The 24,366-nt window shown below is 58.8% G+C and carries 20 protein-coding genes and 3 pseudogenes; 13 read left to right on the forward strand and 10 right to left on the reverse strand.

The window, feature by feature from the left end:
• Positions 1-39: 39 nt before the first annotated feature.
• Together CLU88_RS03820 and CLU88_RS03825 are read right to left on the reverse strand one after the other, a co-directional pair.
• Positions 40-1,587, reverse strand: a complete 1,548-nt coding sequence (locus CLU88_RS03820; RefSeq protein WP_143225940.1) for a hypothetical protein — start codon at positions 1,585-1,587, stop codon at positions 40-42.
• 72 nt (positions 1,588-1,659) lie between these two features.
• On the reverse strand, positions 1,660-2,658 hold the full coding sequence (locus CLU88_RS03825) for a DNA-binding protein (protein WP_099655462.1): 999 nt from the start codon (positions 2,656-2,658) through the stop codon (positions 1,660-1,662).
• Positions 2,659-2,748: 90 nt separating this feature from the next.
• Here CLU88_RS03825 and CLU88_RS03830 point away from each other — a divergent pair, with 90 nt between their 5' ends.
• Complete coding sequence (locus CLU88_RS03830; RefSeq protein ID WP_099655463.1) at positions 2,749-3,945, forward strand: tyrosine-type recombinase/integrase; 1,197 nt, start codon at positions 2,749-2,751, stop codon at positions 3,943-3,945.
• Between the two features lie 41 nt (positions 3,946-3,986).
• Here CLU88_RS03830 and CLU88_RS03835 read toward each other — a convergent pair whose 3' ends face one another.
• Positions 3,987-5,420 carry a Shedu immune nuclease family protein gene (locus CLU88_RS03835; RefSeq protein WP_158235576.1) on the reverse strand — a complete coding sequence of 478 codons (1,434 nt, stop codon included), beginning with the start codon at positions 5,418-5,420 and terminating at the stop codon, positions 3,987-3,989.
• Positions 5,421-5,475: 55 nt separating this feature from the next.
• On the opposite strand from CLU88_RS03835, the gene CLU88_RS03840 reads away from it, so the two are divergent.
• A complete protein-coding gene (locus CLU88_RS03840) occupies positions 5,476-6,528 on the forward strand; it encodes a DMT family transporter (RefSeq protein WP_099655465.1) in 1,053 nt (350 codons plus the stop codon).
• Between the two features lie 589 nt (positions 6,529-7,117).
• Here the strand turns inward: CLU88_RS03840 and CLU88_RS03845 are convergent.
• A pseudogene (locus CLU88_RS03845) lies at positions 7,118-7,486 on the reverse strand (efflux RND transporter permease subunit); the annotation flags it as partial.
• On the opposite strand from CLU88_RS03845, the pseudogene CLU88_RS03850 reads away from it, so the two are divergent.
• Positions 7,474-7,620, forward strand: a pseudogene (locus CLU88_RS03850) (winged helix-turn-helix domain-containing protein); the annotation flags it as partial. The pseudogenes CLU88_RS03845 and CLU88_RS03850 sit on opposite strands and share 13 nt — an antisense overlap.
• Positions 7,617-8,951 carry a heavy metal sensor histidine kinase gene (locus CLU88_RS03855; RefSeq protein WP_099655466.1) on the forward strand — a complete coding sequence of 445 codons (1,335 nt, stop codon included), beginning with the start codon at positions 7,617-7,619 and terminating at the stop codon, positions 8,949-8,951. The pseudogene CLU88_RS03850 and the gene CLU88_RS03855, both read left to right, overlap by 4 nt.
• Before the next feature lie 264 nt (positions 8,952-9,215).
• On the opposite strand, the gene CLU88_RS03860 is transcribed toward CLU88_RS03855, so the two are convergent.
• Genes CLU88_RS03860 through CLU88_RS03880 form a run of 5 tightly spaced genes read right to left on the reverse strand, consistent with a single transcriptional unit; the run spans position 9,216 to position 13,186 of the window.
• Entirely contained in the window at positions 9,216-9,557 is a 342-nt protein-coding gene (locus CLU88_RS03860) for a copper-binding protein (RefSeq protein WP_099655467.1), read from the reverse strand.
• A 38-nt stretch (positions 9,558-9,595) separates the two neighbouring features.
• Positions 9,596-10,081 carry a plastocyanin/azurin family copper-binding protein gene (locus CLU88_RS03865; protein WP_099655468.1) on the reverse strand — a complete coding sequence of 162 codons (486 nt, stop codon included), beginning with the start codon at positions 10,079-10,081 and terminating at the stop codon, positions 9,596-9,598.
• Between the two features lie 35 nt (positions 10,082-10,116).
• Entirely contained in the window at positions 10,117-11,529 is a 1,413-nt protein-coding gene (locus CLU88_RS03870) for a multicopper oxidase family protein (protein ID WP_099655469.1), read from the reverse strand.
• A gap of 17 nt (positions 11,530-11,546) precedes the next feature.
• Positions 11,547-12,980 carry a TolC family protein gene (locus CLU88_RS03875; RefSeq protein ID WP_099655470.1) on the reverse strand — a complete coding sequence of 478 codons (1,434 nt, stop codon included), beginning with the start codon at positions 12,978-12,980 and terminating at the stop codon, positions 11,547-11,549.
• Positions 12,977-13,186, reverse strand: a complete 210-nt coding sequence (locus tag CLU88_RS03880; protein ID WP_233194850.1) for a hypothetical protein — start codon at positions 13,184-13,186, stop codon at positions 12,977-12,979. Before CLU88_RS03880 ends, CLU88_RS03875 begins: the two co-directional genes overlap by 4 nt.
• A gap of 254 nt (positions 13,187-13,440) precedes the next feature.
• On the opposite strand from CLU88_RS03880, the gene CLU88_RS03885 reads away from it, so the two are divergent.
• The 4 genes from CLU88_RS03885 (at position 13,441) to fliE (ending at position 17,322) form a co-directional block, all read left to right on the forward strand.
• Positions 13,441-14,127: a heavy metal response regulator transcription factor gene (locus tag CLU88_RS03885; protein WP_099655472.1), complete on the forward strand. Its 687-nt coding sequence runs from the start codon at positions 13,441-13,443 to the stop codon at positions 14,125-14,127.
• Positions 14,124-15,530: a heavy metal sensor histidine kinase gene (locus CLU88_RS03890; RefSeq protein ID WP_099655473.1), complete on the forward strand. Its 1,407-nt coding sequence runs from the start codon at positions 14,124-14,126 to the stop codon at positions 15,528-15,530. Before CLU88_RS03885 ends, CLU88_RS03890 begins: the two co-directional genes overlap by 4 nt.
• On the forward strand, positions 15,523-16,785 hold the full coding sequence (locus CLU88_RS03895) for a type II restriction endonuclease (RefSeq protein ID WP_099655474.1): 1,263 nt from the start codon (positions 15,523-15,525) through the stop codon (positions 16,783-16,785). The genes CLU88_RS03890 and CLU88_RS03895 overlap by 8 nt, the downstream gene beginning before the upstream one ends.
• A 228-nt stretch (positions 16,786-17,013) precedes the next feature.
• A complete protein-coding gene (gene fliE / locus CLU88_RS03900) occupies positions 17,014-17,322 on the forward strand; it encodes a flagellar hook-basal body complex protein FliE (RefSeq protein WP_099655475.1) in 309 nt (102 codons plus the stop codon).
• Between the two features lie 142 nt (positions 17,323-17,464).
• On the opposite strand, the gene CLU88_RS03905 is transcribed toward fliE, so the two are convergent.
• Entirely contained in the window at positions 17,465-17,989 is a 525-nt protein-coding gene (locus tag CLU88_RS03905; protein WP_099658632.1) for a DUF4148 domain-containing protein, read from the reverse strand.
• 1,007 nt (positions 17,990-18,996) lie between these two features.
• Between CLU88_RS03905 and CLU88_RS03910 the strand changes: the two genes are divergently transcribed.
• The 5 genes and pseudogenes from CLU88_RS03910 to CLU88_RS03925 all read left to right on the forward strand — a co-directional run bounded on the left by CLU88_RS03910 (position 18,997) and on the right by CLU88_RS03925 (position 24,360).
• Positions 18,997-19,236: a DUF2933 domain-containing protein gene (locus CLU88_RS03910; protein ID WP_233194853.1), complete on the forward strand. Its 240-nt coding sequence runs from the start codon at positions 18,997-18,999 to the stop codon at positions 19,234-19,236.
• A gap of 38 nt (positions 19,237-19,274) precedes the next feature.
• Positions 19,275-21,662, forward strand: coding sequence for a heavy metal translocating P-type ATPase (locus tag CLU88_RS03915; RefSeq protein ID WP_199173414.1), 2,388 nt, complete (start codon positions 19,275-19,277; stop codon positions 21,660-21,662).
• A 331-nt stretch (positions 21,663-21,993) separates the two neighbouring features.
• Positions 21,994-22,335 carry a DUF4148 domain-containing protein gene (locus CLU88_RS22675; RefSeq protein WP_143225942.1) on the forward strand — a complete coding sequence of 114 codons (342 nt, stop codon included), beginning with the start codon at positions 21,994-21,996 and terminating at the stop codon, positions 22,333-22,335.
• Between the two features lie 211 nt (positions 22,336-22,546).
• The gene (locus CLU88_RS03920) at positions 22,547-22,960 is read left to right on the forward strand and encodes a hypothetical protein (protein WP_233194854.1); all 414 of its coding nucleotides are present in this window, start codon (positions 22,547-22,549) and stop codon (positions 22,958-22,960) included.
• Positions 22,961-23,035: 75 nt separating this feature from the next.
• Positions 23,036-24,360 (forward strand): annotated as a pseudogene (locus CLU88_RS03925) (TolC family protein).
• Positions 24,361-24,366: the final 6 nt, after the last annotated feature.

Consider the following 24,366-nt stretch of genomic DNA (forward strand, 5'->3'; position numbering starts at 1 on the left):
AGGATCTAGCCGCCTCCAAACCTCAGGATCGGCCGCCAATCAATGCTGCACATCGAAAAACGTTTGGCTTGTGAAGTTGTCCGCCATTTCGATTCGCAAGCGGAAGTCAATGATCTCCTTTTTCTTCTTCCTGCTCAGGATATGTAGTTTCACAGGCGAGTAGTAGCTTGTGGTCGGAGGGACTTCGTACTGCTTCCCATAGATGGTGACCATGGATGCGGGTTCTTTCTGCTGCAGAACTGAAAACTCTCCTTTGCGTACTACCTCCATCAGTGATATTCCCCCGTCAGAACACGCAACCGTCATCGTCGGTGAACCGGTGATCTGAGAGCGCTGGTAGGAGAGCTTGCCCTCAACGATATCGCTGACTCGCGCCAGGGCCCGATGATCGTCAGTGGAAATGCTCTCGAAAATATCGATAGGCGCACTTTTCCTTAGGTACCTAAGCACATTTCTGGCTCGCCTTGCGTAGTGAGCGAATGCGAGGGTTTCGTTCATCGCCTCCATATGCTTTGGTGTATGAAACTTCCCCGCTGCAGCTTGATTTCCATCGACTCCCAAGACGAACGAAATAGAAGCGGATGGATCAAGAATTGCTTCAAGCAGGTTGATAAAGACGTCCAAGTAGGGAGGGTTTGCAGCCTCTTTTCCTTGCCACGCTTTTAAATTGGTAGTCAGAGTCGATACCGAGTGAACATCATCACCATTCGTTGGGGTGAAAACTATTTCCACGTCCAGAAGACCGCCGCATCCAGCGCCTGCAAATCGGATTTGCTTGCGCCCAGCTGTTAGTTGACCATTAATGGTTTCAAAAATTGCCGGTTCGGTCTGGGGCGCAAGTATCTTCAACACGGCTGGACGTGCCGTCGGCATGATCGTTATCGATGCCAGGTCGGCATCTTTGTGCAGCACATCGAAGAGTTTTGAGCCTTCAAACACGACCCCATCGAGTGGCAGCGTCGCTTCACGGCCCTCGTCAATGGACGCCTGAAGGCCCTTGCGCCAGACATCAGCCGATTCCTGTGCAATCTTGATAGAGAAAGACACCGTCTCTTTCGCGCCCACGGTAATCGTTGTGTTGCCACCCGAGTACGTTGTTGAAACAGTGAACCTCGGATCCACCGCTTCCAATTGATCGACCAAGGCTTTGTGCACGTTGCCTATGGCTTCTGGATAAAACCCAGGCGTTCGGGTGCCCATGGCCATGGCCGCCATGCGATAGATATCCTTTTCATCGGGAAGCCGTTTGCCTTGCTCCATCAGAGCCCTTGCCTCAGCCGATGTTTTCCATGCTTTGAGCGTTTCTGCAGGGTACGAGTCCGGGTCCCGGTCGATGATCGTCGAGCAGGTCTGGCATAGCCAGATGATGTTGCCAAAGCCGCACCGGTCTTCTGCGGTCATTGCAGCGAGATAACGCGGCCCCCCAGGCGATGCCGCATGAATATGCGCGCCGACCCCCACATTGGAGAAATCAACTTCGCCCACTGGCGCGGAGGTGGTGGCACGGCAATCGGGATTGGAGCAACGGCCCGCCACCCGCTGGTAAGCCTGATTCTTGGTCGGTTTCGTGAAGTCGTCGCGTGCCATTGGATCGTCGCTAGCTTGTATGCAGATTCTGTGTGGAGCTTTTTCGCCGACTGGCGGCCGGCATGCAAGCAATCAATGGTCGCCTATCGGTTTTTTCTTGCGAGCGGGCCTGGGCGGCGGTTGAAACTGGGCCACCAATGCGCGCAGGGTGTCCGCCTCCGCTTTGTGCTGCGTCACTGCCTGCAGTGCCTGCAGTAACTCAACGCCTTGCAGTTGGGTCACGCGGGCGCTCTCGGCCAGCGAAGCCCGTGCACTCTCCAGGTCTGCGGCCAATCGTGTCTGGGCTGCGTTTGCCTCCAGGACCTTGGCATGGTGATCGCGCTCCACTTCTGTGAGCTTGCCCCGTAGCTGCTCCAACTGCTTGTCTGCCTGCGCGCGAGCGGTGCGCTCCCTGTCGATTTCCTGCAGTGCGCGGCGCTCAGCCTGGGCTGCACGAGAGGTGGCCTCGTCGATGGCCGCACGCCCCTTGTCAAGTTCAGCACTGAAATGCTGCCGACTCTTGGATTGTTCCAGCTTCAGCTCATCCGTCTGTCGGGATAGTGCCTCGCCACGTGCCGCGCTGCCGGCATGCGCGCGCCGCTCTTGCTCCAATTCCGCAGCTAGGTTCTGGAGGTTGCTTTCCAGCTCAGCACACTTGCTTTGCGCGGTCTGTAGTTGTTCCTCCAGGGAGCTGCTGCGTTGCAGAGTTTCCTGCAGCTGCGCCTGTGCGCTCTGGGCTTCCGTGCGGGCCTCAACCCGCAGTGCCGCCAGTTCCTCGCGCGCCAAATCGGTCGCTTGCGTCCACAACACGCTGACCGCCTGGCCAGCGGCCTGCTTCAGCGCATCGGGAAGGTCCGGGTGGTCTATTTCCACTCTCGCTTTGCCGCGCAGTTCTTCCCAGAACTTGGCCAGTGCTTCGGCCGGAGCGCTCATGGAGCCTTTTCGCACGTGCTGATACAGCTTGCTCGCGGTGGGCGTGATGCCGTACCGGAAAAACAGCAACGCGCACACCTCGCGGTACAGCGCTTTCGTATCGCTGAAACGCTCCCGCAGGGCTTCAACTTCGGCTTGGATTTCGGATTCTTCGCTCATTCAAAAATAATACAACGTATAACGTACAAATCAATGATTTATTTTCCAATCTCTGGACATAATTATTCTAATGTCCATAGAATTAGCTCGATGAGCAGTTTGATCGTCGCACCGGCCGTTTTCTCGCATCTTGAGCCTTTGGAGGGCTTGGTGCTACCCCTTCATCTGTCCGGAGAGCGCGGCCGCAATCGGGCCCAGGGCCTGCCCCAAGTCGCGGCCAATGACGACCGCTCTGCGGTTTTGGCCTGGCTGGCGCGCTACAAAGATTCACCGGCCACGTTGGCCAGCTATCGCAAGGAGGCGGAAAGGCTGCTGCTTTGGTGTGTGCATCAGCATGGCAAGGCCCTGTCTGATATGACCCACGAGGACTTCCTGGCCTATGAGTCCTTTCTGGAAGATCCTCAACCGGCTGATCGATGGGTCATGCAGGTCGCTCAGAAGGCGCCGAGGTCCTCGCCCCACTGGCGTCCGTTCGCCAAGCCGCTGGACCGACAGAGCCAGCGCCAGGCACTGTCGATCCTCAACAGCCTCTTCAATTGGCTGGTTCAAGCCGGGTATCTGGCAGGCAACCCTCTAGCTCTGCGCCGCCGCAAATCCGTGGCGCGACCCGCCAAGACCAATAGGTTCCTGCCCCATGAGCACTGGGCACAAGTGCGTGCAACGATTGAGTCCCTTCCCGCCAGTACGCCTCGTCTTGCCCTTCAAGCAGCCCGACACCGATGGCTCTTCTCCCTTCTCTATATCGGGGGCCTGCGGATTTCAGAGGTCTGCAACAACTCGATGGGCGATTTTTACTGGCGACGGGGGGCCGACGGACTGGAGCGCTGGTGGCTGGAGATTCGTGGCAAGGGCGACAAAACCAGAGTGATCCCCGCGACGGACGAGTTGGTCTCGGAGCTGATGCGCTACCGAAGGTCGAATGATCTGGGACCTTTACCTCGTGAGGGCGATTCCGCCCCATTGCTCCTGCCGTTGATTGGTGGGTCTAAGTCTATGGGACGCAGCGCTGTGCACGAACTGGTCAAGCATATCTTTCGTGAAACCGCAGCCCGCCTGCGTGCCCTGGGTCCTGACCACGAAGCTGCAGCCTCTCATGTGGAGCAGGCCTCCGCACACTGGATGAGGCATACAGCGGGCACTCATCAGAGCGACAACATGGATCTCAAGGTTGTGCGCGACAACCTGGGACACGCAAATATTTCCACCACCAGCATCTACGTGCATACAGAAGACGATGCGCGCCATGACCAGACCACAAAAGCTCACAAGCTCGGCTGGTCAGTTTGATCGCGGTACGTCTATCCCGTCCATCAATTGCGTGAGATTCTTTAAAAAGGCACCTCTTCGGGAACTGGTTGCAGGTGCTGCTGAAGGTATTCGAGTTTGGCCAACAGTTCGTCAAAGGTAATCACCTCCACGTCCTTGCAGGCGTTGCGGAAAACCTCAAAACAACGCATTTCATGCTCTTCAATAGGCCGACGCCCAGCAAGCACAACGCATTTGACTACGTCCGCCCGGGAGGGGCGCAGGGACGGGTTATCGAAAACATGCGTCTGCCACCGCGTACGCAACTCGCTTTGTTGATGCAGCACCTGGGTGATAGCGCCACTCAGTTGCGAATGTGGGCCGAAAACATGCGGTGTTCTGTACGGCGTGGCATGCATCAAGGGTGCATCCGGGGTTTTGATTTCCACAATGGCAAGTGCTTGCCCTTGCTCCTTGAACAGGAAGTCCCCAATGTGCGCGCCTGACCCCGTCAGGCCTGACCCTTGTGCATGAAACTGCGTGTGAGACAACTCGACAGGCCGAGCAAAAGCCAAACTCAGAACGAACTTGTGCTGCTCAAAGAAACGTTGCCAGTGGCTTTCTCCGAGCTTCTTCTCCAGCATGTCGCGGTACTTTCCGATCATCGCTGTAAGCGTGGCTCGCTCGATCTCCGCGTGCAGTTTCATCAGCTCAGAAGGTGCCTCGGCAGCCAACTCATCGACCTGTTTTCGCACTGTCTGAACATTGGCTCGACGCTCCGCGCGCTCGCGACTGGAGGTCTGCGCGGCGCTTTCGCGCCTTACCCGGACCAAAGGCGCAGCAGCCCGCTCGATCCGTTGGAATTTCTCGGGATTGATTCTCGTGAGCACGTCGTCATGAACGAGGCCATGCTGGATCCTTTGGATCAGGCTTCGCCCTTGGGTCTTGGTCCGGTTGAAAGCGCGACGCAGACTGTCCAGTTCACGTTTGTCGATAAACACCGTGCGCCCATCCAGGCGCATTTCTGTTTTTTTCCCAATGGCAAGAATGTCTGCCTGCTGTACTAGCGACAGGGCTCGCCAAACAGTGTCTAGATCTTTGATAAGGCCAAGCCCGTCACCAGGCAGATCAAAGATGCTCGATGACAGTCTTAATGCGATGTGAGCTGCCGCGTCCTGCGGGTCGCTTGGCAAATCGCTACTGGCGCCGTCTTCGTAGATAACGGTCGTGAAACGTCCATGCTTTGGCGTCAGGTAGCGCTTTGTGTGTGGATTCGCATGTATTGGATACATGATGATCCGGTTTGCCATGATGGTCGCCAGCAACGGCCACTCAGATTCGGATCTTGCTTGCCACAGCTGCATGTCCCGGTCGAAGTGTTGGAATGTCTTCAAATACAGCTTCTGCGCGGGCTCGCCGTTCTCGGTCGCTTCTTGCAACTTGAACTGCGCCTCCATCACGTCATCGCCACTGAGAATCTGCTGCCCCTCGACTATCGCTCCCACCTCGGTTTCCATAGCTGTGCCCCTCCATAAATCGCTACCCAATGGTAGGCCTGAAATCACTCGCACCATGATTGACTCTTTGCACCTTCCTGCCCTGCGCGGCGGCCTGCTCGCTCTGCTGGCGGCAGCCCTGTTCGGCATCAGTACGCCTTTGGTCCAAAAGTTGGGCGCCGGATTGGGGGCCTTCACCATGGCGGCGCTGCTGTACGCAGGAGCGGCCCTGGTCGGGGCCCTGTCGCTGCGAACTGCTGCACATGAAGCGCGAGTGCAACGGTCCGACATTCCGCGCCTTTTGGCGATGGCCGGCTTTGGCGCAGCGCTGGGGCCGGTAGCCCTGGCCTGGGGCCTACAGCACACGAGCGGGGCCAGCGCATCGCTCATGCTGACCTTGGAAGCTCTGTTCACCGCCACGCTGGCATGGTGGCTGTACAGCGAAACCATGGACCGCCGGGTGTGGGCAGCCATGCTTTTGCTGCTCGCAGGAGGAATGGCGCTCGTTCTGGACCAGGGCCTGCAAGGGGGCGTGCAACTGCTGGGGTTGCTTGCCGTGCTTCTGGCCACCGTCGCCTGGGGGGTGGACAACACCTTGTCCCGTGGGTTGGCTGAACGTGACCCCAGCCAGGTGGTGATGGCCAAGGCTACCTTGGGCGCCGCAGCGACGGCAGCATTGGCTGTTTTGACGGGTGAGCCTTTGCCGTCGTTGTATGCGGCACTCGGGCTTCTCGCCGTTGGCGCCACGGGCTACGGCCTGAGCTTGCGCTTTTACCTTCTGGCCCAGAGGGCGTTTGGCGCGGCACGGACGGGCTCGGTGTTCGCCTTTGCTCCCTTCATTGGCGCTGCCGTAGCCTTCGGCTTCGGGGACCGCTCGGCGGGATGGTTGATGCTGCTCGGCGGCGTATTGATGCTGGCGGGAGTGGTACTGCACTTGGCGGAAAGCCATGGACACGAGCACACGCACGAAGTGCTGGAGCATGAGCATGCGCACCGGCACGACGATGGACACCATCTACACTCCCACGCGGTGATGCCTGTTGGCAGCCATAGCCATCGTCACGCTCACGAGGGGATGACCCATGCCCACGCGCATGCGCCGAATGTACACCATCAACACAGGCACTGACCTACCCTGGGCATCCTGGACTGGCAAAAGACTTGTCCGTCGTATTGCCCGATGCACTCGCCTTCAGCACACGCCTCCCAAATAGTCTGAAGCTGCACCTTCAATGCCGTAAGTTCTGCAATCCGCGCGCGTATTCGCAGCCCTAAGGCTCTGTGCGTATTTCCTGAATACCCTCGCAGCTGTACGCGTTTACATAGACTGCCGAGTCCACCAGGACGGAGGTCTGACTGGGTAATGGAGCAACGCGCGAGCGGACCCTTCTACTGTCCTTCCAGCGGACGACAGCCAATGATTCGGTGGATGGGCGCTTTGCGGTAGTAGGACATTGCCCCTCGTACCTGGTTTTAAGCAGTTCGTCAGAGCCGACCTGCACAACGACCCCCTTTCGCCAGCCGTCTTTCCAGGCGAGGCGGTTTTCATACACAGGGGTTGAGCACCCGGTTAAAGCCACTGCGACCAACAACATTGCGAGCCGATTTGATCTGAAAATCATGGCATTTGTACCTCGGTAGGGGCGTCACTGCAGCGCAGGCGGCAGCGAGCTTGGAAAGGATCAGGGCCCAGACATTCGCCTGGGCCCTTCAATGGATCAAGCCTCGGCCAGGTGACCTGGGTGCGCTTTTTGATCGGCCTTCTCGCGTCGGCGATGCGCCATGCCGTAGAGCATCGGAAGCACCAATAGCGTCAATGTGGTGGAAGACAGGATGCCCCCGATCACCACCGTGGCCAGCGGCCGCTGCACTTCGGCCCCGGTACCTACGGCAATAGCCATGGGAACAAAGCCCAGGGAAGCGACCAATGCGGTCATGAGCACAGGCCGCAGTCGCGTCAGCGACCCCTCGCGGATGGCCGTATCCAGCGTCATTCCGTCCTCTCGCAGGCTTCGGACGTAGGAAATCATCACCAGACCGTTGAGCACAGCGACACCGGACAAGGCAATGAAGCCTATGGGACATGAACTTCGATAGCGATACGAACGTGGTGGAGGTCGCGATCCGACGCCTGCGCAGCAAGTTGGACGTTCCTTTTGAGAGGCCGCTGCTTCATACCATCCGGGGCATGGGCTACGTCATGGAAGAGCGCAACGCATGAATGTACTGGTCCGCCATCGTTCGTTGCGCCAGCGGCTGTCCTGGTGGCTGGCACTGCAGAGTTTTGCCGGACTCGGGTTGGTCTGTCTGGCCGTCTACCTGGTGACGGAGCACAACTTTCGTGACCGCCAGGAGGAAACGCTGGCGCAAAAGGAGAGTGTCATCCGGCACCTTCTAGCGGATGGTAAGGAGCACCGAGATTCCGAGGACCTCACTCACAAGCTCGACGACTTTTTGGTGGGTCACGGAGATCTTTCGCTCGAGGTTCTTCAGTCTGACGCAGGCGTGCTTTACACGCACACCAAGAACCAGAACGCGCGTACAGTGCTGCGCCAATGGCAATTCGATGTGGCGCAAGGTGATGGCTTGGCGCCAAGGGTATTGCGCGTGCAGCTATCGCTGGACATACAAACCGACAACCAGTTGCTGCACCGGCTCGCCGTCACTTTGCTTGTGGCTGCGATCGGGGGCGCGATTGTGGTCTCGCTGGGGGGATTTTCCCTAGTCAACCTCGGGCTAGCGCCTGTGCGAAGGCTGGCCGGTCAAACACGCGCACTGTCTGCGGACAGCCTGCATCAGCGGCTCGATGGCGGTGAGCAACCCCTCGAACTCGTACCATTGATCGACCAGTTCAATGCATTGTTGGCACGCATCGAGAAGGCCTATTCACAGATGGAGGGTTTCAATGCGGATGCAGCGCACGAATTGTGCACGCCACTGGCCACGCTGATTGCCAACAATGAATTGGCACTCAGGCACCCCGACCAGGCGGACATGCAGGAGGTCATAGAATCCAATCTGGAAGAACTACATCGCCTGACCGGCATCGTCAACGACATGTTGTTTCTGTCCCAAGCAGATCGCGGCGTGGGTGCGCGCCGCGCGCCGGTGTCAAGCCTTGCGTCTTTGGCTGCGGACGTTTTTGACTATCACGAGGCGTCTATGGCCGAGGCGGGACTCACGGCCGAGGTGGTGGGCGACGCGCAAGGCGCCTTCGACGCCCCTCTGCTGCGTCGGGCGTTGTCCAACCTACTGGGCAATGCCACGCGGTACGCAAAGCATGGTTCGATTGTTCAGGTGGGTTTCAAGACCATCGACGAGGAGCGCGTTCTCATCACCGTTACAAACTGCGGCAACACCATTGACCCAGAGATACTTCCGCACTTTTTTGATCGATTCTTACGCGCCGATCCTGCTCGCAGCCAAGGGCAAAGCAACCATGGTCTGGGTCTGGCCATCGTTGGTGCAATCGCCCGCATGCACCAGGGCAAGCCAGTCGCATGGTCAAAGAGTGGGGTGACAACTGTGGGAATCGAAATCCGCTCCCATTGATACCGGGGACCCACCTGAATCTATATCGGTAGCTCGACATCAGTGTCCTCCCTAATGCAGATGACACTCTAAAACGCGGCCAAGCTGTTGTCGCTGATGAGTTTTTCGCTCAGGGCTCCTGATCCTGCACAAAAACCGAGACTACCCCTATCACCCTGATATGCGGATAGCCTGACTGGCGAACTTGGGCCGTTTTTTCTTGGTTGATTTGCACATATCCGAAGAGTGCCTCCCATCTTGAATAGGCGGGAGGCACTCTTTTGCTTACTTGGCAGGCTCGATGGCCGTAACGACCATTTTTCCGCCCTCGCTGATCACCATGAAGCGGATCCTGTCGCCAACTTGCACCTTGTCGAGCAAAGCCTTGTCCTTGGCTGCAAAAACCATTGTCATCCCTGGCATTTCCAGGTGCTTGATGTCGCCATGCTTGATGGTGATCTTTCCGGCTTCCTTATCGATCTTTCGCACTTCTCCATCGGTCATAGATGCTTCGGCCATGGCGGCGGGCTTGCTAGCGTCTCCAGTAGCCTGCGCCATAGCCGAGACAGGCATAAGGGCGCCGAGAGACAAGATGGCGCCAATCAGCAGAGTGTTTGCGTTTTTCATATCAATTCCTTGCTCAATCGCGTGCGAGGATTCCCCGATTACTTCTTAACCACGGTGACCTGGCCCTTCATGCCTGCGTCGTAGTGGCCCGGATAGAGGCAGGCAAACTTGACTTCACCAGCCTTTGTGAACTGCCAGATGATTTCGCCCTGCTTGCCGGGGGCGAGCGACAGCTTGCTGGGTTCGTCATGCTCCATATCCGGGAATTTCTTCATGGTTTCGTAGTGCTCCTTCAGCTCGGCGTCGGTTCCCAAGCTGAACTCGTGTTTGACCTGCCCACTGTTCTTGATCACGAACTTGATGGTCTCACCCTGTTTGACGGATATAGCCGCAGGTGTGAATCGCATGGTGTCTGCCATGTCAACATTGATTGTGCGACTGACTTTTGCAGCTTTGCCTGGTTCTCCGATGGCTGAATCATCGCTTCCGTGGCCGTGGCCGCCGCTGTGGGTGCCGCCTGCAAAGCTGTTGAAAGACAAGGCCATCAGGGTGGAGGTGGCGATCAGGGAAAGAGTGCGTTTCATAGTTACCTTAGGTTGTGAGCGTGAAATGGATGGGATCAGTGGCCGCTGTGTGAAGACGGTTTTCTGACCTGAACAACAGTGTCGGAGCTGCGCTTTTCTTTAAGAGGCATGGATTGGCCACCTTCGGCCTTAAAACGGGAAGGCTCAGCAATCGGGCCGGTGTACTCATAGGCCACCGTGCCCTCAGGGTTCTTGTACCAACCCGGGTTCGTGTAGTCGCCCGGTTTTTGGTCGCGGCGCACCTTCAGGACGCTGAACATGCCGCCCATCTCGACCGATCCGAAGGGGCCTTCCCCCGTCATCATGGGGATGGTGTTGTCCGGAATGGGCATCTCCATCTCGGTCATGTCTGCCATGCCCCGCTCGCCCATGACCATGTAGTCGGGGATCAGGTTGTTGATCTTCTTGGCCACACCCCGGTGGTCCACGCCAATCATGGTGGGAATGTCGTGACCCATCGCGTTCATGGTGTGGTGGCTCTTGTGGCAGTGAAATGCCCAGTCACCTTCTTCGTCCGCTAGAAACTCGATCTGGCGCATCTGGCCCACGGCCACATCGGTGGTCACCTCATAGAGACGGGTGCTCTTCGGCGTAGGACCACCGTCCGTGCCTGTCACCAAAAACTCGTGTCCATGCAGGTGCATCGGGTGGTTGGTCATGGTGAGGTTGCCCACGCGGATGCGTACCTTGTCGTTGAGCCGGACGTTCAAGGAGTCGATGCCAGGAAAGATGCGGCTGTTCCATGTCCACAGATTGAAGTTCGTCATCTCTGCAACCTTGGGCGTCGCCGCCCCGGGCTCAATGTCATAGGCACTGAGCAGGAAACAGAAATCGCGGTGCACTTCATCGATCAGCGGATGCTTGGCCTTGGGGTGTGTGATCCACAAGCCCATCATGCCCATGGCCATCTGGGTCATTTCATCGGCATGCGGGTGGTACATGAAGGTGCCAGGACGGCGTGCCACGAATTCGTAGACAAAGGTCTTGCCAGGCAGAATGGCGGGTTGGTTCAGGCCCGCCACGCCATCCATGCCATTGGGCAAGCGCTGACCATGCCAGTGGATGCTGGTGTGTTCAGGCAGTTTGTTTGTCACGAAAATACGAATGCGATCACCCTCCACCACTTCGATGGTGGGGCCAGGGCTTTGGCCGTTGTATCCCCACAGGTGCGCTTTGAAACCTGGGGCCATCTCGCGCACCACCGGCTCTGCCACTAAGTGGAACTCCTTGACCCCCTGGTTCATGCGCCAGGGCAGCGTCCAGCCGTTGAGCGTGACCACCGGGTTATAGGGGCGCCCGGAGTTGGGAACCAGCGGCGCCATGGTCTCAGGGCTTGTCTGGTACACGGGCTCTGGCAGCGCGGCCATTGCCACACGACTCACACTCGCTGCGGCCACCGCCCCTCCGGCAATGCCCGCAAACCGGAAAAAATCTCTTCTTGAATTCATGTTGGTTTCCTTGGGGATCAGTGACCTGCACCAGCTTCGGCAGCTGCTGCGCCGCTGCCAGAGACGCCAGCGCTGGTGGGCTTGCCAATGAGAGATGCCTGAAGGGCGGCATCCGCCAGCCAGAACTGCTGTTCGGCGTTCAGTGCCGCCATCACAGAGTTCACCTGGTCACGGGAGTCGGCGAGCAACTCAAAAACGCTGATCAGCATTCCGTTGTAGCGAAGCTGGTTTTCTTCGGATATGGTTTTGCGCAGGGGGATCACCTCGTCGCGGTGGTGACGCGCGATGTCATATGCCGTGCGGTACGCGGAGTAGCTCTCCCGAAGGTTCGAGCCCGCTGCGCGTGCGCTTGCTTCGAGTCGGTTGGCTGCAGCCAAAGTTTGTGCGTTCATCGCATCGCGTCGCACACCACCCCAGTCGAAGATCGGCAGCTGCAGACTGATCTCGAAGCCGCGCCGCGTGGAGTGAGTGTTTTCGGCGGCATCAAAGACTGAGTCTCGCCGCACGCCCAACTCGATGTCTGTGAAGGTTGTAATCGTGTTCCAGCCTTGCGCGCGTACGGCTGCGTCGTAGTCGGCTTTCGCGATCTGCAGATCCAGGCGCCCCTTGGATGCCTGACGGCCAGCGTCCAATGGGGAAAGCGGCTCCTTGGGCAGCGCGGGCAGGCGCTCAGGCAACTTGAGCTGCTGGGCTTGGCTATCGTCCAGGCCTAAAAGCCGCACCAGCTCCTCATGGGTCGCCGTGACCTGGTGCTGGGCGCTGGCCAGTTGGGTCGCCGTATCGGCATAGAACGCTTGCTGGCGTGCACGGTCAAGTTTGTTGAAATTCCCCACTGCCTGCATGCGCTTGGCTAGTTCGGCACTGGCCTGCGCGCTAGCGACGACCTGTTGGGTGTAGGCCAGGGTCTGTTGCGCAGCAACGGCGCGGACCCAAGACTGTCGTACCTGTGTGACTTGATCCACCACATCGCTACTCAGGCGCAACTGGGTCTGCTTGATGCGTCGCTCGGCAATGCCCTTGCGCGTCGGCAATGTCAGCAGATCCAGCAGGCCGAAGGACAGGATGCGACCGATTTCCGTCTCGCTGCCCAAGCGCACGCGCTCCAGGCTCAGAATGGGATTGGCGATGCGTCCGGACTGGGCTGCCGTAGAAGCGTCCGCCCAGTTTTGGGCCACGAGGGCCTGTAGGGATGGGCTATTGACCAGTGCGAGTTGCACGGCATCCTTTTGGCTGAGCGGTTTGGCCAGCAAATCCGAAGCGCGCTGGTGCAACGCGTCACGCTCGGTCTGGTCCCGAGCCAAGGTAAGCTGGCCATCCGTAAAACCGCTTGCGGCGTCATTGGCGCTGGAGATGTTCTGCTCCAAATTCACGCTTGCGCAGCCAGACAAGACCACCACTGCAGCCACGGCGATCACGAGTTTGGCGCGGGGCATGTGCAAGGGGCGGCTCATTGTTTGCCTCCGTGGTGTGCGTCATGGCCTTGGGTGGGTTGGTCCTGGCCGGCTGCGGGTGCTGTCTGGCGCATTTCCTTGGCATAGGTGCGCCATCCTCCGATTTCCCCCACCTTGTCATTGGCCGCCTTCCAGGGCTGAACGGCTTGCTCTTTGTAGGTGTCGTAACCCGAGAGGGAGGAGCTGTACGAAAGTTTGTAGTCCACCTTCGCGGATTCGCCCTCTGGCATCTGTGCCAATGCCAGCGAGGGCGCTATTAGCGCGGCGGCAAGCCAGGGGGTTGAGGTAGGTCGTGAAAGCCAGGAATTTCTCATAGGTTCACCATGCGTTCTTGATGCAACGCATTGTGTGAGCCAACAGCTTCCGACGACATAACAGCTTCATTACATCTTTGTCATGTTCAAGAAAGCCTGTGTTCTAGAGGCACACTTGCGGCCATTCGCAGTGCTGGGGAGATCCCGTGAAGATATTGATCGTCGAGGATGAAATCAAAACAGGCGAATACCTGCGCCAGGGGTTGCGTGAGGCGGGGTTCAACGCCGATCTGGTTCACAACGGAGTCGATGGCCTGCATCTGGCCCAGGAAGGTGACTACGACCTAGTGATTCTGGATGTGATGCTTCCAGGGATGGACGGCTGGCAGGTTCTCACCAGTCTGCGTCGCCGGGGCCTGGAGATGCCCGTACTGTTTCTCACGGCCAAGGATCAGGTGCAAGACCGGATCAAAGGATTGGAACTGGGGGCGGACGACTACTTGGTCAAACCGTTTTCCTTTGCCGAGCTACTGGCGCGAGCGCGCACCATCCTCAGGCGTGGTCGCAATGGCACCGAGGTGACGGTCCTCCAGGTGGCCGATCTAGAACTGGACCTCTTGCGGCGGCGAGTCAGCAGATCTGGCAAACGCATCGACCTCACGGCCAAGGAGTTCGGACTCCTGGAGCTGCTGATGCGCCGCCAAGGGGAAGTTCTGCCGCGCTCGCTGATCGCGTCGCAGGTGTGGGATATGAATTTCGATAGCGATTCCAACGTGATTGAGGTGGCGATGCGCAGGCTTCGGGCCAAGATTGACGATGCCTATGACGCCAAGCTAATCCAGACGGTGCGGGGGATGGGGTATGTGCTTGAAGCGCCGCAGGAGCGTGCGTGAAAGCCCGGTACTCGCTCACGACACGGCTGACGGTCTTTTTTACTTTGGCGTCCGCCCTGGTGCTGATCGGCCTGGGGACTCTCGTGGCGATTTCCATCGACCGGCATTTTGTGGAGCTTGACCGCGATGCGCTGCGTGACAAGGTTCACCTGACGCGTGAAGTCATCGGTAAATCGAAGTCGCCGCAGGATCTGAAGACGCGGCTGGATGACGTTTTGCACAGCCATGAGGGCCTCTTCGTCACCGTGCTTCGCAATGGGCAATCGCTGTACTCGACAGAGGATTTTGAGTTTCCTGCGGACTTGAGCGTGCGGACCCTGCATTCCCGCTTGGGGGTTGCCTCGTGGCGAATCAAGGACCGTGAGTACCGGGGAATGTCCGAAGCCGTGACGCTGCCAGGTTCCGCAGAACTGCCGCTGCAGGTCTGGGTGGCCGTGGACATTGCCCACCACAAGCACTTCATGTACGAATTGATTTGGGTGCTCGGGGGCTACGTAGCATTGGCCACGCTGGTGGCAGGGGTCCTGGGTTGGTGGGCCGCAAAGAATGGTCTGGCACCGCTTCGGGCCATGCGGTCTCGGGCCATGGCCATCACGGCACAGCGACTGGACGAGCGAATGCCAACCCAGGAGTTTCCGGTGGAAATGGCCGACTTGGCGACTACCCTCAACGAGATGCTGCGGCGCCTGAAGGAGGAGTTCGACCGCCTGTCCGAGTTTTCTTCGGACCTGGCTCACGAGCTGCGTACACCGATCAACAATCTGATGACGCAGACGCAAGTCACGCTCAGCCAGGCTCGTTCCTCCGAGGAGTACCAGGACATATTGGCCTCCAACGCCGAGGAATACCAGCGCTTGGCCCGCATGGTTGCTGACATGCTGTTTCTGGCCAAGGCAGACCACGGGCTCATTCTTCCTAGTACGGAGAAGATCGCTGTTCACGATGAAGCACAGGCCCTGTTTGATTTCTACGAGGCACTGGCCGAAGAAAAGCAGGTTCGTCTGCAGTTGACCGGGGCGGCGGAGATCATTGGCGACCGGTTGATGCTGCGCCGGGCGCTGAGCAATCTCCTGTCCAACGCCATTCGCTACACCCCGCCAGGCGAGCAGGTGGCCGTAGACATCCAAGGGGACCTGCACGGAACCACCGTGGATGTTGTCAACACCGGGCCTTCCATTGATGAACAAATGATCCCTCGCCTGTTTGACCGCTTCTTTCGGGCAGACAAGTCGCGCAAGCAGCTGGATTCCGATGGCGCGGGCTTGGGCTTGTCCATCACCCAGGCGATTGTTCACGCGCACCGGGGGCGGATTTCCGCGAGTTCGGCCGGTGGCAGAACTTGTTTTTCGATGTATTTCCCCAGTGCACAGAGCATTGGCAAGCACCTCACGACAAATGCATGACCCCCTGGCAACCCTCATAGACTGCTGGAAGGCAGATCCGAGCAGCACCTACAACACCTGGTTCCTGTGGGATCAGCGGATCAAGAACTTCCGCTCCATTCGCCGAGGCATTGCGCAGGTGGTGCAGGACATCCGAGGCGGAACATTTGGCAACGCCTACCGAGGCTCCTCTCTGGAGACGATCGTTGGTTCCGTGGCAGAGCAGCGCCAGATTTTCAAAGGAGCGGACCACGCATTCCTCTGGAAGCCCAAGCTGCGGATTCCGGACATCTACGAGAACACGGATAATCAGCTCGCCTTCGCAGACCTTCTTCACACTTGTGATCACTGCGACTGCGCGGAAGACGTGGTGGCCGCCATACAGCGCATTGATGCAATTGGCATCAAAGGCTTGGGCCCAGCGGTCGCCAACTTGCTGTACTTCATCCACCCAACGCTGGTCTCTCCCTTTAACACGGCCATCGTCAATGGTTTCAACGCGGTGACCGGGGGGCGCGTGAAGCTCGGGCGCTGGGGCCACTATCTCTCCATGCGGGAGGGCTTGCTGCGCTTGAACGCGCAGTACCGGCTAAAGCTGTCGAATGATTTGGGTGCAATCGCGGGACTCATGTTTGACATTGGCAGTGGCCGATATGCAGCGCCGCCACCAGCCATGGATGCGGCGGCGACAGCTCTCTGGCAAGAAGACCTTGAACGTGTGCGGCAGGAATCCACCGCATTGCAACGGGAACTGTCCCAGGCGACCGAGAGCGATGCGACCCACACGGGTGTCCAGGCTTCGCTGCGCGACCTGGGAAAGGCCCTCGGGTTTGAGGTCTGGATCGCGTCCAACGACCGGGGCCGCGCCTATGGAGGGGGGCTGCTGGGAGATGGATGCCTCGCGCAGCTGCCCGCCAGCCTGGACCGGGGTTTGGAGTCTGTGCGACTGATCGATGTCGTATGGGTTGATCCCCAGACCTCGCAATTCGCTGCGGCATTCGAAGTCGAACACACCACGTCCATCTACTCGGGGATTGTGCGCATGCTCGATCTCGCCCTGGGTACGCCGGTTGCAGGCAACTGCGCGCTGTTTCTGGTGGCGCCAGACAATCGCAGAGACAAGGTCGCTGAGCAACTTCAAAGGCCCGCCTTCTCCAGGGTGTCAGAGCTGGGAATCCGGTATTTGCCCTACAGCCAGCTGGAGCAGAACCATGCCTCCATGAGCCGCTTTGGGTCCAGCATCAAGCCGCTGCTGGAGATTTCGCAGCGGCTGTGAGCCACGGCTACTTCGTGCGGCGCGCGGCCTTTTGGACCCCAGGGATGCGGCAACCCACGGTGATGTCGGCAAGATGAAGTTTCTGTAATCCCGAACGGCGGGATTGACGGGTAGCGCCTTGCGTTGCGAAAACTACAGATCGAACTCCAATCTCTACGATTGGGCATCGCCTCGGTTCAGATTTCGAGGCAGAACTTCGCAAACTCTTCACCCCCAGAAAGCCTCGGCATGAACGTTACGACAAAGCCATTGGATGCACTATTGCCTGTCAGTTCGCTGGGAAACTCTGTGTCCAAAGCACCGAGCCTCCAGGGAGGTGGTTTTCTGGACGCGATGAAGCAGGCGCTTTCAACCACAAGCCAGTTGCAAAGTGAGTCTGGCCGCCTGAGCCGCGAGGTCACATTCGGCAATCCCACGGTCAGTCTGGAAGAAACGATGCTCGCTGGCGTCAAGTCGAACATCGCGTTTCAGGCCACGCTTCAGAGCCGCAACCGCATTGTTCAGGCCTACACCGATGTGATGAATATGCAGGTCTGATGCTCGGAGGTCAGAGCAATGTAAAAGCTGATGTCGCACGCACTTGCTGCTGGCGCCGCAGACATGCATGGCGAGCCAACTGGAGATGGGCCTGTTTCGAAAGCCCTCTCCAGATCAGCAACCGACCGCCCGGAGAACCTGTTTAGAACCGAGGAGCCTTGACGGATTCGTCAGAGGTGGCGGCCACAGCAGCATGGTGAGCAGCGCGGTAGCGGTCGGGATAGATTTCGTTGAGTTTACGACCGTCTTCTCCCACGGAGACGATTTCACCTTCGCGTATGGCGCGAGCCAGCTCACTCTTGACCTGATCGCGGGTTTTGGACGGCGCGTTGGCCACTACGGGGTAACGGCTAGGCACGATCTCATTGAGCTTGGCCCCCGATTCGCCGCCCACCAGGATGTCGCCCGTGCGGATTGCTTGTTCCAGTTCTGCGCGCACTTGGTCTCGCGATTTTGTGGCCTGTGCAGACGCAGTCGCCGGGTACGCACCGGGGTTGAGTTGTTTGAGCGTCAGACCGGATTCGCCGAAAGCAAGCATGTCACCGCTTTGCATGGCCTGGGCCAACTCGGCCTGCACTTGTTCACGTGTCTTGCTGACCGCTTGGTCTGATGCGAAAGCGGGAGCGGCGATGAGAGAAAGGATGATGAGGGCGGACTTGAGTTTCATGATGGTCTCCTGCTGCGCTGGATGCACGGTATGGTTCATCCAGGTGGCGTTTTCTGCGCCACGGAGAGAAGTCTAGAAATCGCGTCCCCACGGCGAGGTGACCCTTTGATTACGCTTTTGAAAACAACTGGCAATGCATGCGCATCCGAGCGAAAGGCAGCATCATTCTCGGAGCAAATCAGAGTGCTCTCACAGCGGCGGTTCTTTGCATTACAAAAATGTCATCCATCCATCATCTTCCGGTGATTGACCAAGATCGAAACTGCCCCTCAACACGACGCGCACGGATTTCTTCAGGCTGCGTGACGTGAGGTCGTCAGCCAGGCTGACGTTTCAATGACCTATGCGAGGGCCAAAATCATGTCCAACAATCTATTTGCTTCTGTCTTTGCCGCGGCTCTGTCCCTGGCTTCCGCAGCCTCTTTCGCGGCGCCCACAGATGTGGAAGTGCACGATCAAGCGCCGCCAGTCAAAGAGCAGGTTGGAGAAGGCAAGACGCGCTACTGGAACCATCCCAGACTGGGCATGGTCAAGGTTGACGCTGCGGGCCACATGCTCACGCCTCGCTTGACCACGGCTGACGTTGGGCGCCCCGCCGTTCCTTCTGGACAACCATCGACCCGCACACCTTGAAGAGCTTGACTGAGGCAATAAGGCATTCGTTCGACACCTGGACTGTGCAGGCGTTCGGAGGGCAATTGACACGACAGAAGGCCAGTAGCAGCTATTTGCGCTGGTGGGAACGACGTTTGTGCGTTCGCGGGTGCGATCCAGAAGTACGCCCCGTGCTTGGCCGCTCATTCCTGTTGTAGGTCTGTTTCCCGTCTTCCTTGACGAACTCTAAAAGGCCCTTTTTGGCAATGAACTGCACAGCGTGAAACCAGGACGCTTGCGGGTGTCGCCAGCTAGAGCATTTCTATTTTCAGGCTTGACATTGCCACGGTGTTAAGCCCTATCGTTTTCACCGTGACCATCATTGTCTCGATGGTCACTTCTTGGAGATCGCTATGAACCACGACCACACCACAGGGCATTCAGAAGGTGCCAACGCCAGTCGAGGCAGTCGTAAATTGATAGGCGCCGTAATCATGATTGCGCTCATCGGGGCATTCTTCGTGCTCAGAGAGCATTGGTCGCACATTGCGGGCTACTGGCCATATCTGCTCTTGCTGGTTTGCCCGTTAATGCACCTCTTCCATGGGCATGGGGGGCACGGCTCTCACGAAAGCGATTCGAGCAAAAAGTAATCTCGCAGGCACACAAAACATTTGCAGGGAGGCCATTCATGTCCAACGCGGAACCGCACGATCACACCCACCATGGCCATCATTATGAGGGGCCCCACAGGGAGGCACCGCCGCTTACGACGGGACTTAGAGATCCAGTCTGCGGTATGGACGTGACGGAACAATCGCATCACACAGCGGACCACGAAGGACAGCATTACTACTTCTGTAGCTCCAAGTGCCGGACGAAGTTTGCTGAGGAACCAGGCAGGTACGCTGTCACGCCTCCTGGTACCGAGAAGGTTGTGCGTGAGCCTGCAGCAACTCAGCCCGGCACTATCTACACCTGCCCAATGCACCCGGCGGTGCAGCAAGACCATCCAGGAAACTGCCCCAAATGCGGCATGACGCTGGAGCCCATGTTGCCCACGCTGGATGAGGGAGAAAACGCCGAACTCGTGGATTTCCGGCATCGCTTCTGGTGGACGTTGCCACTGACCGTGGTGGTCACCGTCCTGGCCATGGTGGGGCACAGGCTGCAGTGGTTCGAAATGGCCACCCAGAGCTGGATTGAGCTGGTGCTGACGGTTCCCATCGTGCTGTGGGCTGGCTGGCCCTTCTTTGTGCGCGGCGCTCAGTCCATCGTGAACCGCAGTCCCAACATGTGGACGCTGATCGGCCTGGGCACGGGGGCCGCTTTCGTCTACAGCGTGGTCGCCACCGTGGCGCCTGGGGTGTTTCCAGCCTCATTCCAGGCTATGGGCCGCGTGGCGGTGTACTTCGAAGCTGCAGCCGTCATCATCTCTCTCACGCTGCTGGGTCAGATGCTGGAGCTCAAGGCGCGCTCGCAGACTTCGGCCGCCATCAAGTCGCTGCTGGGCCTGGCCCCCAAGACCGCGCGGCGTATTGACGCCAACGGTCAGGAGAGTGATGTTCCCTTGTCCCATGTCCATGTGGGAGATCTCTTGCGCGTGCGCCCTGGTGAGAAGGTGCCGGTGGATGGCGTGGTGGTCGAGGGGAGCAGCGCGGTGGACGAAGCCATGCTCACTGGCGAGCCGGTGCCCATCGTCAAAGGGCCTGGTGATGCCGTCATCGGTGCCACACTCAATACCAACGGGGCACTGGTGATCCGGTCCGAGCGGGTGGGCTCCGCTACCATGCTGTCGCAGATCGTTCAGATGGTTGCGCAGGCACAGCGCTCACGGGCCCCCATGCAGCGCATGGCCGACCAGGTGGCGGGGTACTTTGTCATGGCCGTGGTGGGTATCGCGTTGCTCACGCTGTTCGCGTGGGGCCTGTTTGGTCCGGAGCCACGCTGGGTCTACGGCCTGGTCAATGCAGTTGCGGTGCTGATCATCGCGTGCCCTTGTGCGTTGGGCTTGGCAACGCCCATGTCCATCATGGTGGCCACAGGCCGGGGGGCGACCAGCGGCGTGCTGTTCAGGGACGCGGCAGCCATCGAGAACCTGCGCAAGGTGGACACGCTGATCGTGGACAAGACTGGCACCCTCACCGAGGGCAAGCCCTCCTTTGAACGTGTGGTGGCTATGCCTGGCCTGTCCGAGGACGAAGTGCTGCGCCTGGCAGCCAGTCTGGACCAAGGCAGCGAGCATCCGCTGGCCGATGCCATTGTCCAAGCGGCCCGAGCCAAGGGCCTACCTCTGGACAAACCCGAGGACTTTGAGTCCGGGTCGGGTATCGGTGTACGCGGACAGGTCGCTGGACGCCAGCTCGCCCTGGGCAACACGGTCCTCATGGAGCAGGTGGGCGTTTCTGCGAATCCGTTGCTTGCGCAGGCAGAGGCCTTGCGCGCCACAGGCGCCAGTGTGATGTACCTGGCGGCCGACGGCCAGCTTCAAGGCCTGCTGGCGGTCTCGGACGCCATCAAGGCAAGCACGCCGGAAGCCTTGGCAACGTTGCATGCGGCAGGACTGCGCATCGTCATGGCCACGGGCGACGGCATGACCACCGCCAAGGCGGTAGGTGCAAAGCTGGGGATTGATGAGGTCCACGGCGAGGTCAAGCCTGCGGACAAGCTGGCTCTGGTGTCCCGACTACAAGCCGAGGGCCGTGTCGTTGCCATGGCTGGAGACGGCATTAACGATGCGCCAGCCCTTGCCAAGGCAGACGTGGGGATCGCGATGGGCACTGGCACTGATGTGGCCATGAACAGCGCGCAGGTCACCCTGGTCAAGGGCGATCTGCGGGGGATTTCCACGGCGCGGGAACTGTCGGAGGCTACGGTAGGAAACATGAAGCAAAACCTGATGTTTGCCTTCCTCTACAACGCGCTGGGCATACCGATTGCCGCAGGGCTGCTCTATCCCTTCACTGGCTGGCTGTTGTCGCCAATGATCGCAGCCTTGGCAATGAGTCTTAGCTCAGCTTCGGTCGTTTTCAACGCTTTGCGTCTCCAGACTCCGTTGATAGTTCAGCCGCGTAGGTGAAAGTGGAACTCTGCATCGGCGATCCGCTTTGACGGGAGGCTTTTGGGCCTAATCTGCAGGTGGCACTACTTGATCGAGACTTCTTCGGAAAATTCAAGACCTTTATGTCCATCTGTCTCATTCAGAGACAAGACGGATGCGAGCTTCGCTCGCTGAAATTCTCTTTGTTTCGGCCGTTCTCAAATCACGCAATCTTTCAAAAAACCAGAGCTTTCCAACTTGTAACGTGGCGGTCACCGTTGAGTCGATACGACCTTCATACAGTTGACATCACGACACGGAAATTCCAGATCCGGAGTCGATTTTCAATCTTATGAAGGAGTTTTTTTCTATGTCTCGCATTAACACTTTGCTGTCGGTCGCCTTTGTATCGATGATTTCTGCGACCTCTCTAACAGCATTTGCCAGCAGTGGTTTTACCCCTGCAGCAACTGAAGTCGGCGGTGCATCCCACGCGATGCCAGTGACCCAAACACGAGCCCAAGTTGAGTCGGAGTTGCAAGCCGCGCGCGCAGGCGGCTCGCTTGCAAAAATATCTAGCGAGGCTGGCTATGCCCCCGAATTTGAAAAAACTACCCAAGGTGGACTCACACGAGAAGCGGTTCTTCAAGAGTTGCGTCGCGCTCAGGAAGACGGATCAATGCGTCGCATCAACAGCAATCGAGGGTACTAAACTGCGTTGACATGTCAACATGTGGAAAGAACTGTGAGCGACACATTAATTCGACCACACGTACACCTCATGAGCCAGCAAGGGGGTGAGCATGGTCAGCGATTCTCAGCGTTGCGCTAATTTGACCTTGGTCAAATGAGTATCGCCACCAACTGCCTAATATCTGATTATGATTTTCTTCAGGAGTACCGTATCGCGACAAGGGCGCTGGATGACCAGTGTTCTTGCCACAGCGTTGCTTCTGATGCAGTTCGCGTTGGCTGTGTACGCCTGCCCCAAGCTGGATTCGACCGCCCACATGGCATCGATGCAAAAAGCTGGGATTGACATTGAGAATGCCGTTGGCATGCCCTCCATGCCCGATTGCCACGCGATGGCAGGTACTATGGATGAACAAGATCCACAGCTGTGCCGAGCCCATTGCAATGGCGACAGCCTGTCGTCCCCCTCGCAACAGGGCCTTGAATTGCAGTTGATCGCGGCGCACGCAATTTGGGTTGCCTATGTGCTCCCGGTTGTGCTCGAATCAGAGCGCGATACTGACCCACGGGCTGTCTACGCAGAGTTGGACAGTCGAGCGGGCTCCCCCCCCATCTATCTGACCCATCAGGTCTTTCTGAATTGATCGTGCACGGCGCGTGCGCTGCCTTGCAGCGTGCGCGCAGGTCTGACTTCGTGCCCATCAATTTCGAGGACCACCATGCCCATCATTTCTTTCGACGCTCCCGGCGAGCGTCTGTCTGCGCAGCTGCGCATTCTTCCCATCTCACACGACAGCCAGGCGCGCAATATCTTCCATCTGCGCCGGAGCGCTCTGGGGTTCCTGCTGGCTGGCATCGGTTTGGCTGGCGGCCAGGTACATGCCCTCAGCTTTACCGATGCCCTAGACCTGGCGGAGCAGCACAGTCCCCGCATCACTGCCCAGCGGCTGCAGATTGACGCGGCCAGCAGTTCCCAGAAGTCGGCAGGAACGCTGCCGGACCCCAAGCTGTCGGTTGGTGTAGAGAACTTCCCTATCAGCGGCATGGACCGCTTCAGTCTCACGCGCGAGTCCATGACCATGCAGCGCTTGGCGCTGATGCAGGAGGTGCCCAACCGCGCCAAACGAGATGCCCAGATTGCCAGTGCACAGGCCAAGGTGGAGCGTGAACGCGCCACCCTGGCGGTCCAGCGCCTGCAGATTCGCCAGGAGCTGAGCCAAGCGTGGATCATGGCCCAGGCCATTGAACAGCGCGACCAGGTACTTGCCGATTTAATGAGTGAGAACCAGCGCCTCCAAGACAGCCTGCCTGCCCGCATTGCGGGGGGACGGCCCAGGCGGGAGACCTCCTGATGGCCAGGCAGGAGGCGCTTGCGTTGTCGGACCGCAGGGACGATCTGCAGCGGGATCGGTCCAAGGCCAGGGCGATGTTGCGGCGCTGGGTTGGCGCCCGTTCCGACGAGGTACTGCAGGGCACTCCAGGGCCCTTGAGCCGCCCTCTGGACCAGCTGCGTTCGGAGGTACACCGCCATGCCGAACTGGCGCAGTATCCCGCCATGCAGGGCATGGCCTTGGCGGAGACGCGCGAAGCCCAGGCAGAAACCAAGGGTGATTGGTCCTGGGAAGTCGCATACAGCCGCCGTGACCGCCGCTGGGGCGACATGGTGTCCTTCCAGGTGACTTTTGATCTTCCCTGGCAACAGGAGCGGCGTCAGGGACCCCAGATCAAGGCCAAGCAGCTGGAACTGCAGCGCCTGGAAGCCGAGCAGGAAGACGTGACCCGCAGGCACCTGCAGGAACTGGAGGACAGCGCCTCAGAGCTGGCGGCACTGAACAGTCAGATCGAGCGGCTGCAATCGACTGGCATGGGCTTGGCACAGGGGCGTGCCGAACTCGCGTTAGCCAATTACCAGTCTGCCAAAGGCGACTTGAGCGCCGTGCTGGCGGCTCGGGCCCAAGTGCGGGAGACGCACTGGCGGCTCATTGATCTGCAGGCACAGCGGGACACCGTGATTGCCCGCCTGAACAGCCTGATTGCCGACTGAAGGGAG

It is taken from the genome of Acidovorax sp. 56 (genome assembly GCF_002749705.1).
GTDB lineage: Bacteria > Pseudomonadota > Gammaproteobacteria > Burkholderiales > Burkholderiaceae_C > Acidovorax.

Coding starts and splice junctions, on each gene's coding strand:
- CLU88_RS03920 (WP_233194854.1), top strand. CDS start 22,547: ATGACCAGTGTTCTTGCCACAGCGTTGCTTCTGATGCAGTTCGCGTTG.
- CLU88_RS22675 (WP_143225942.1), top strand. CDS start 21,994: ATGTCTCGCATTAACACTTTGCTGTCGGTCGCCTTTGTATCGATGATT.
- CLU88_RS03870 (WP_099655469.1), bottom strand. CDS start 11,529: ATGAATTCAAGAAGAGATTTTTTCCGGTTTGCGGGCATTGCCGGAGGG.
- CLU88_RS03915 (WP_199173414.1), top strand. CDS start 19,275: ATGTCCAACGCGGAACCGCACGATCACACCCACCATGGCCATCATTAT.
- CLU88_RS03840 (WP_099655465.1), top strand. CDS start 5,476: ATGATTGACTCTTTGCACCTTCCTGCCCTGCGCGGCGGCCTGCTCGCT.
- CLU88_RS03905 (WP_099658632.1), bottom strand. CDS start 17,989: ATGAAACTCAAGTCCGCCCTCATCATCCTTTCTCTCATCGCCGCTCCC.
- CLU88_RS03865 (WP_099655468.1), bottom strand. CDS start 10,081: ATGAAACGCACTCTTTCCCTGATCGCCACCTCCACCCTGATGGCCTTG.
- CLU88_RS03860 (WP_099655467.1), bottom strand. CDS start 9,557: ATGAAAAACGCAAACACTCTGCTGATTGGCGCCATCTTGTCTCTCGGC.
- CLU88_RS03835 (WP_158235576.1), bottom strand. CDS start 5,420: ATGGAAACCGAGGTGGGAGCGATAGTCGAGGGGCAGCAGATTCTCAGT.
- CLU88_RS03855 (WP_099655466.1), top strand. CDS start 7,617: ATGAATGTACTGGTCCGCCATCGTTCGTTGCGCCAGCGGCTGTCCTGG.
- CLU88_RS03910 (WP_233194853.1), top strand. CDS start 18,997: ATGAACCACGACCACACCACAGGGCATTCAGAAGGTGCCAACGCCAGT.
- CLU88_RS03895 (WP_099655474.1), top strand. CDS start 15,523: ATGCATGACCCCCTGGCAACCCTCATAGACTGCTGGAAGGCAGATCCG.
- CLU88_RS03875 (WP_099655470.1), bottom strand. CDS start 12,980: ATGAGCCGCCCCTTGCACATGCCCCGCGCCAAACTCGTGATCGCCGTG.
- CLU88_RS03825 (WP_099655462.1), bottom strand. CDS start 2,658: ATGAGCGAAGAATCCGAAATCCAAGCCGAAGTTGAAGCCCTGCGGGAG.
- CLU88_RS03820 (WP_143225940.1), bottom strand. CDS start 1,587: ATGGCACGCGACGACTTCACGAAACCGACCAAGAATCAGGCTTACCAG.
- CLU88_RS03830 (WP_099655463.1), top strand. CDS start 2,749: ATGAGCAGTTTGATCGTCGCACCGGCCGTTTTCTCGCATCTTGAGCCT.
- fliE (WP_099655475.1), top strand. CDS start 17,014: ATGAACGTTACGACAAAGCCATTGGATGCACTATTGCCTGTCAGTTCG.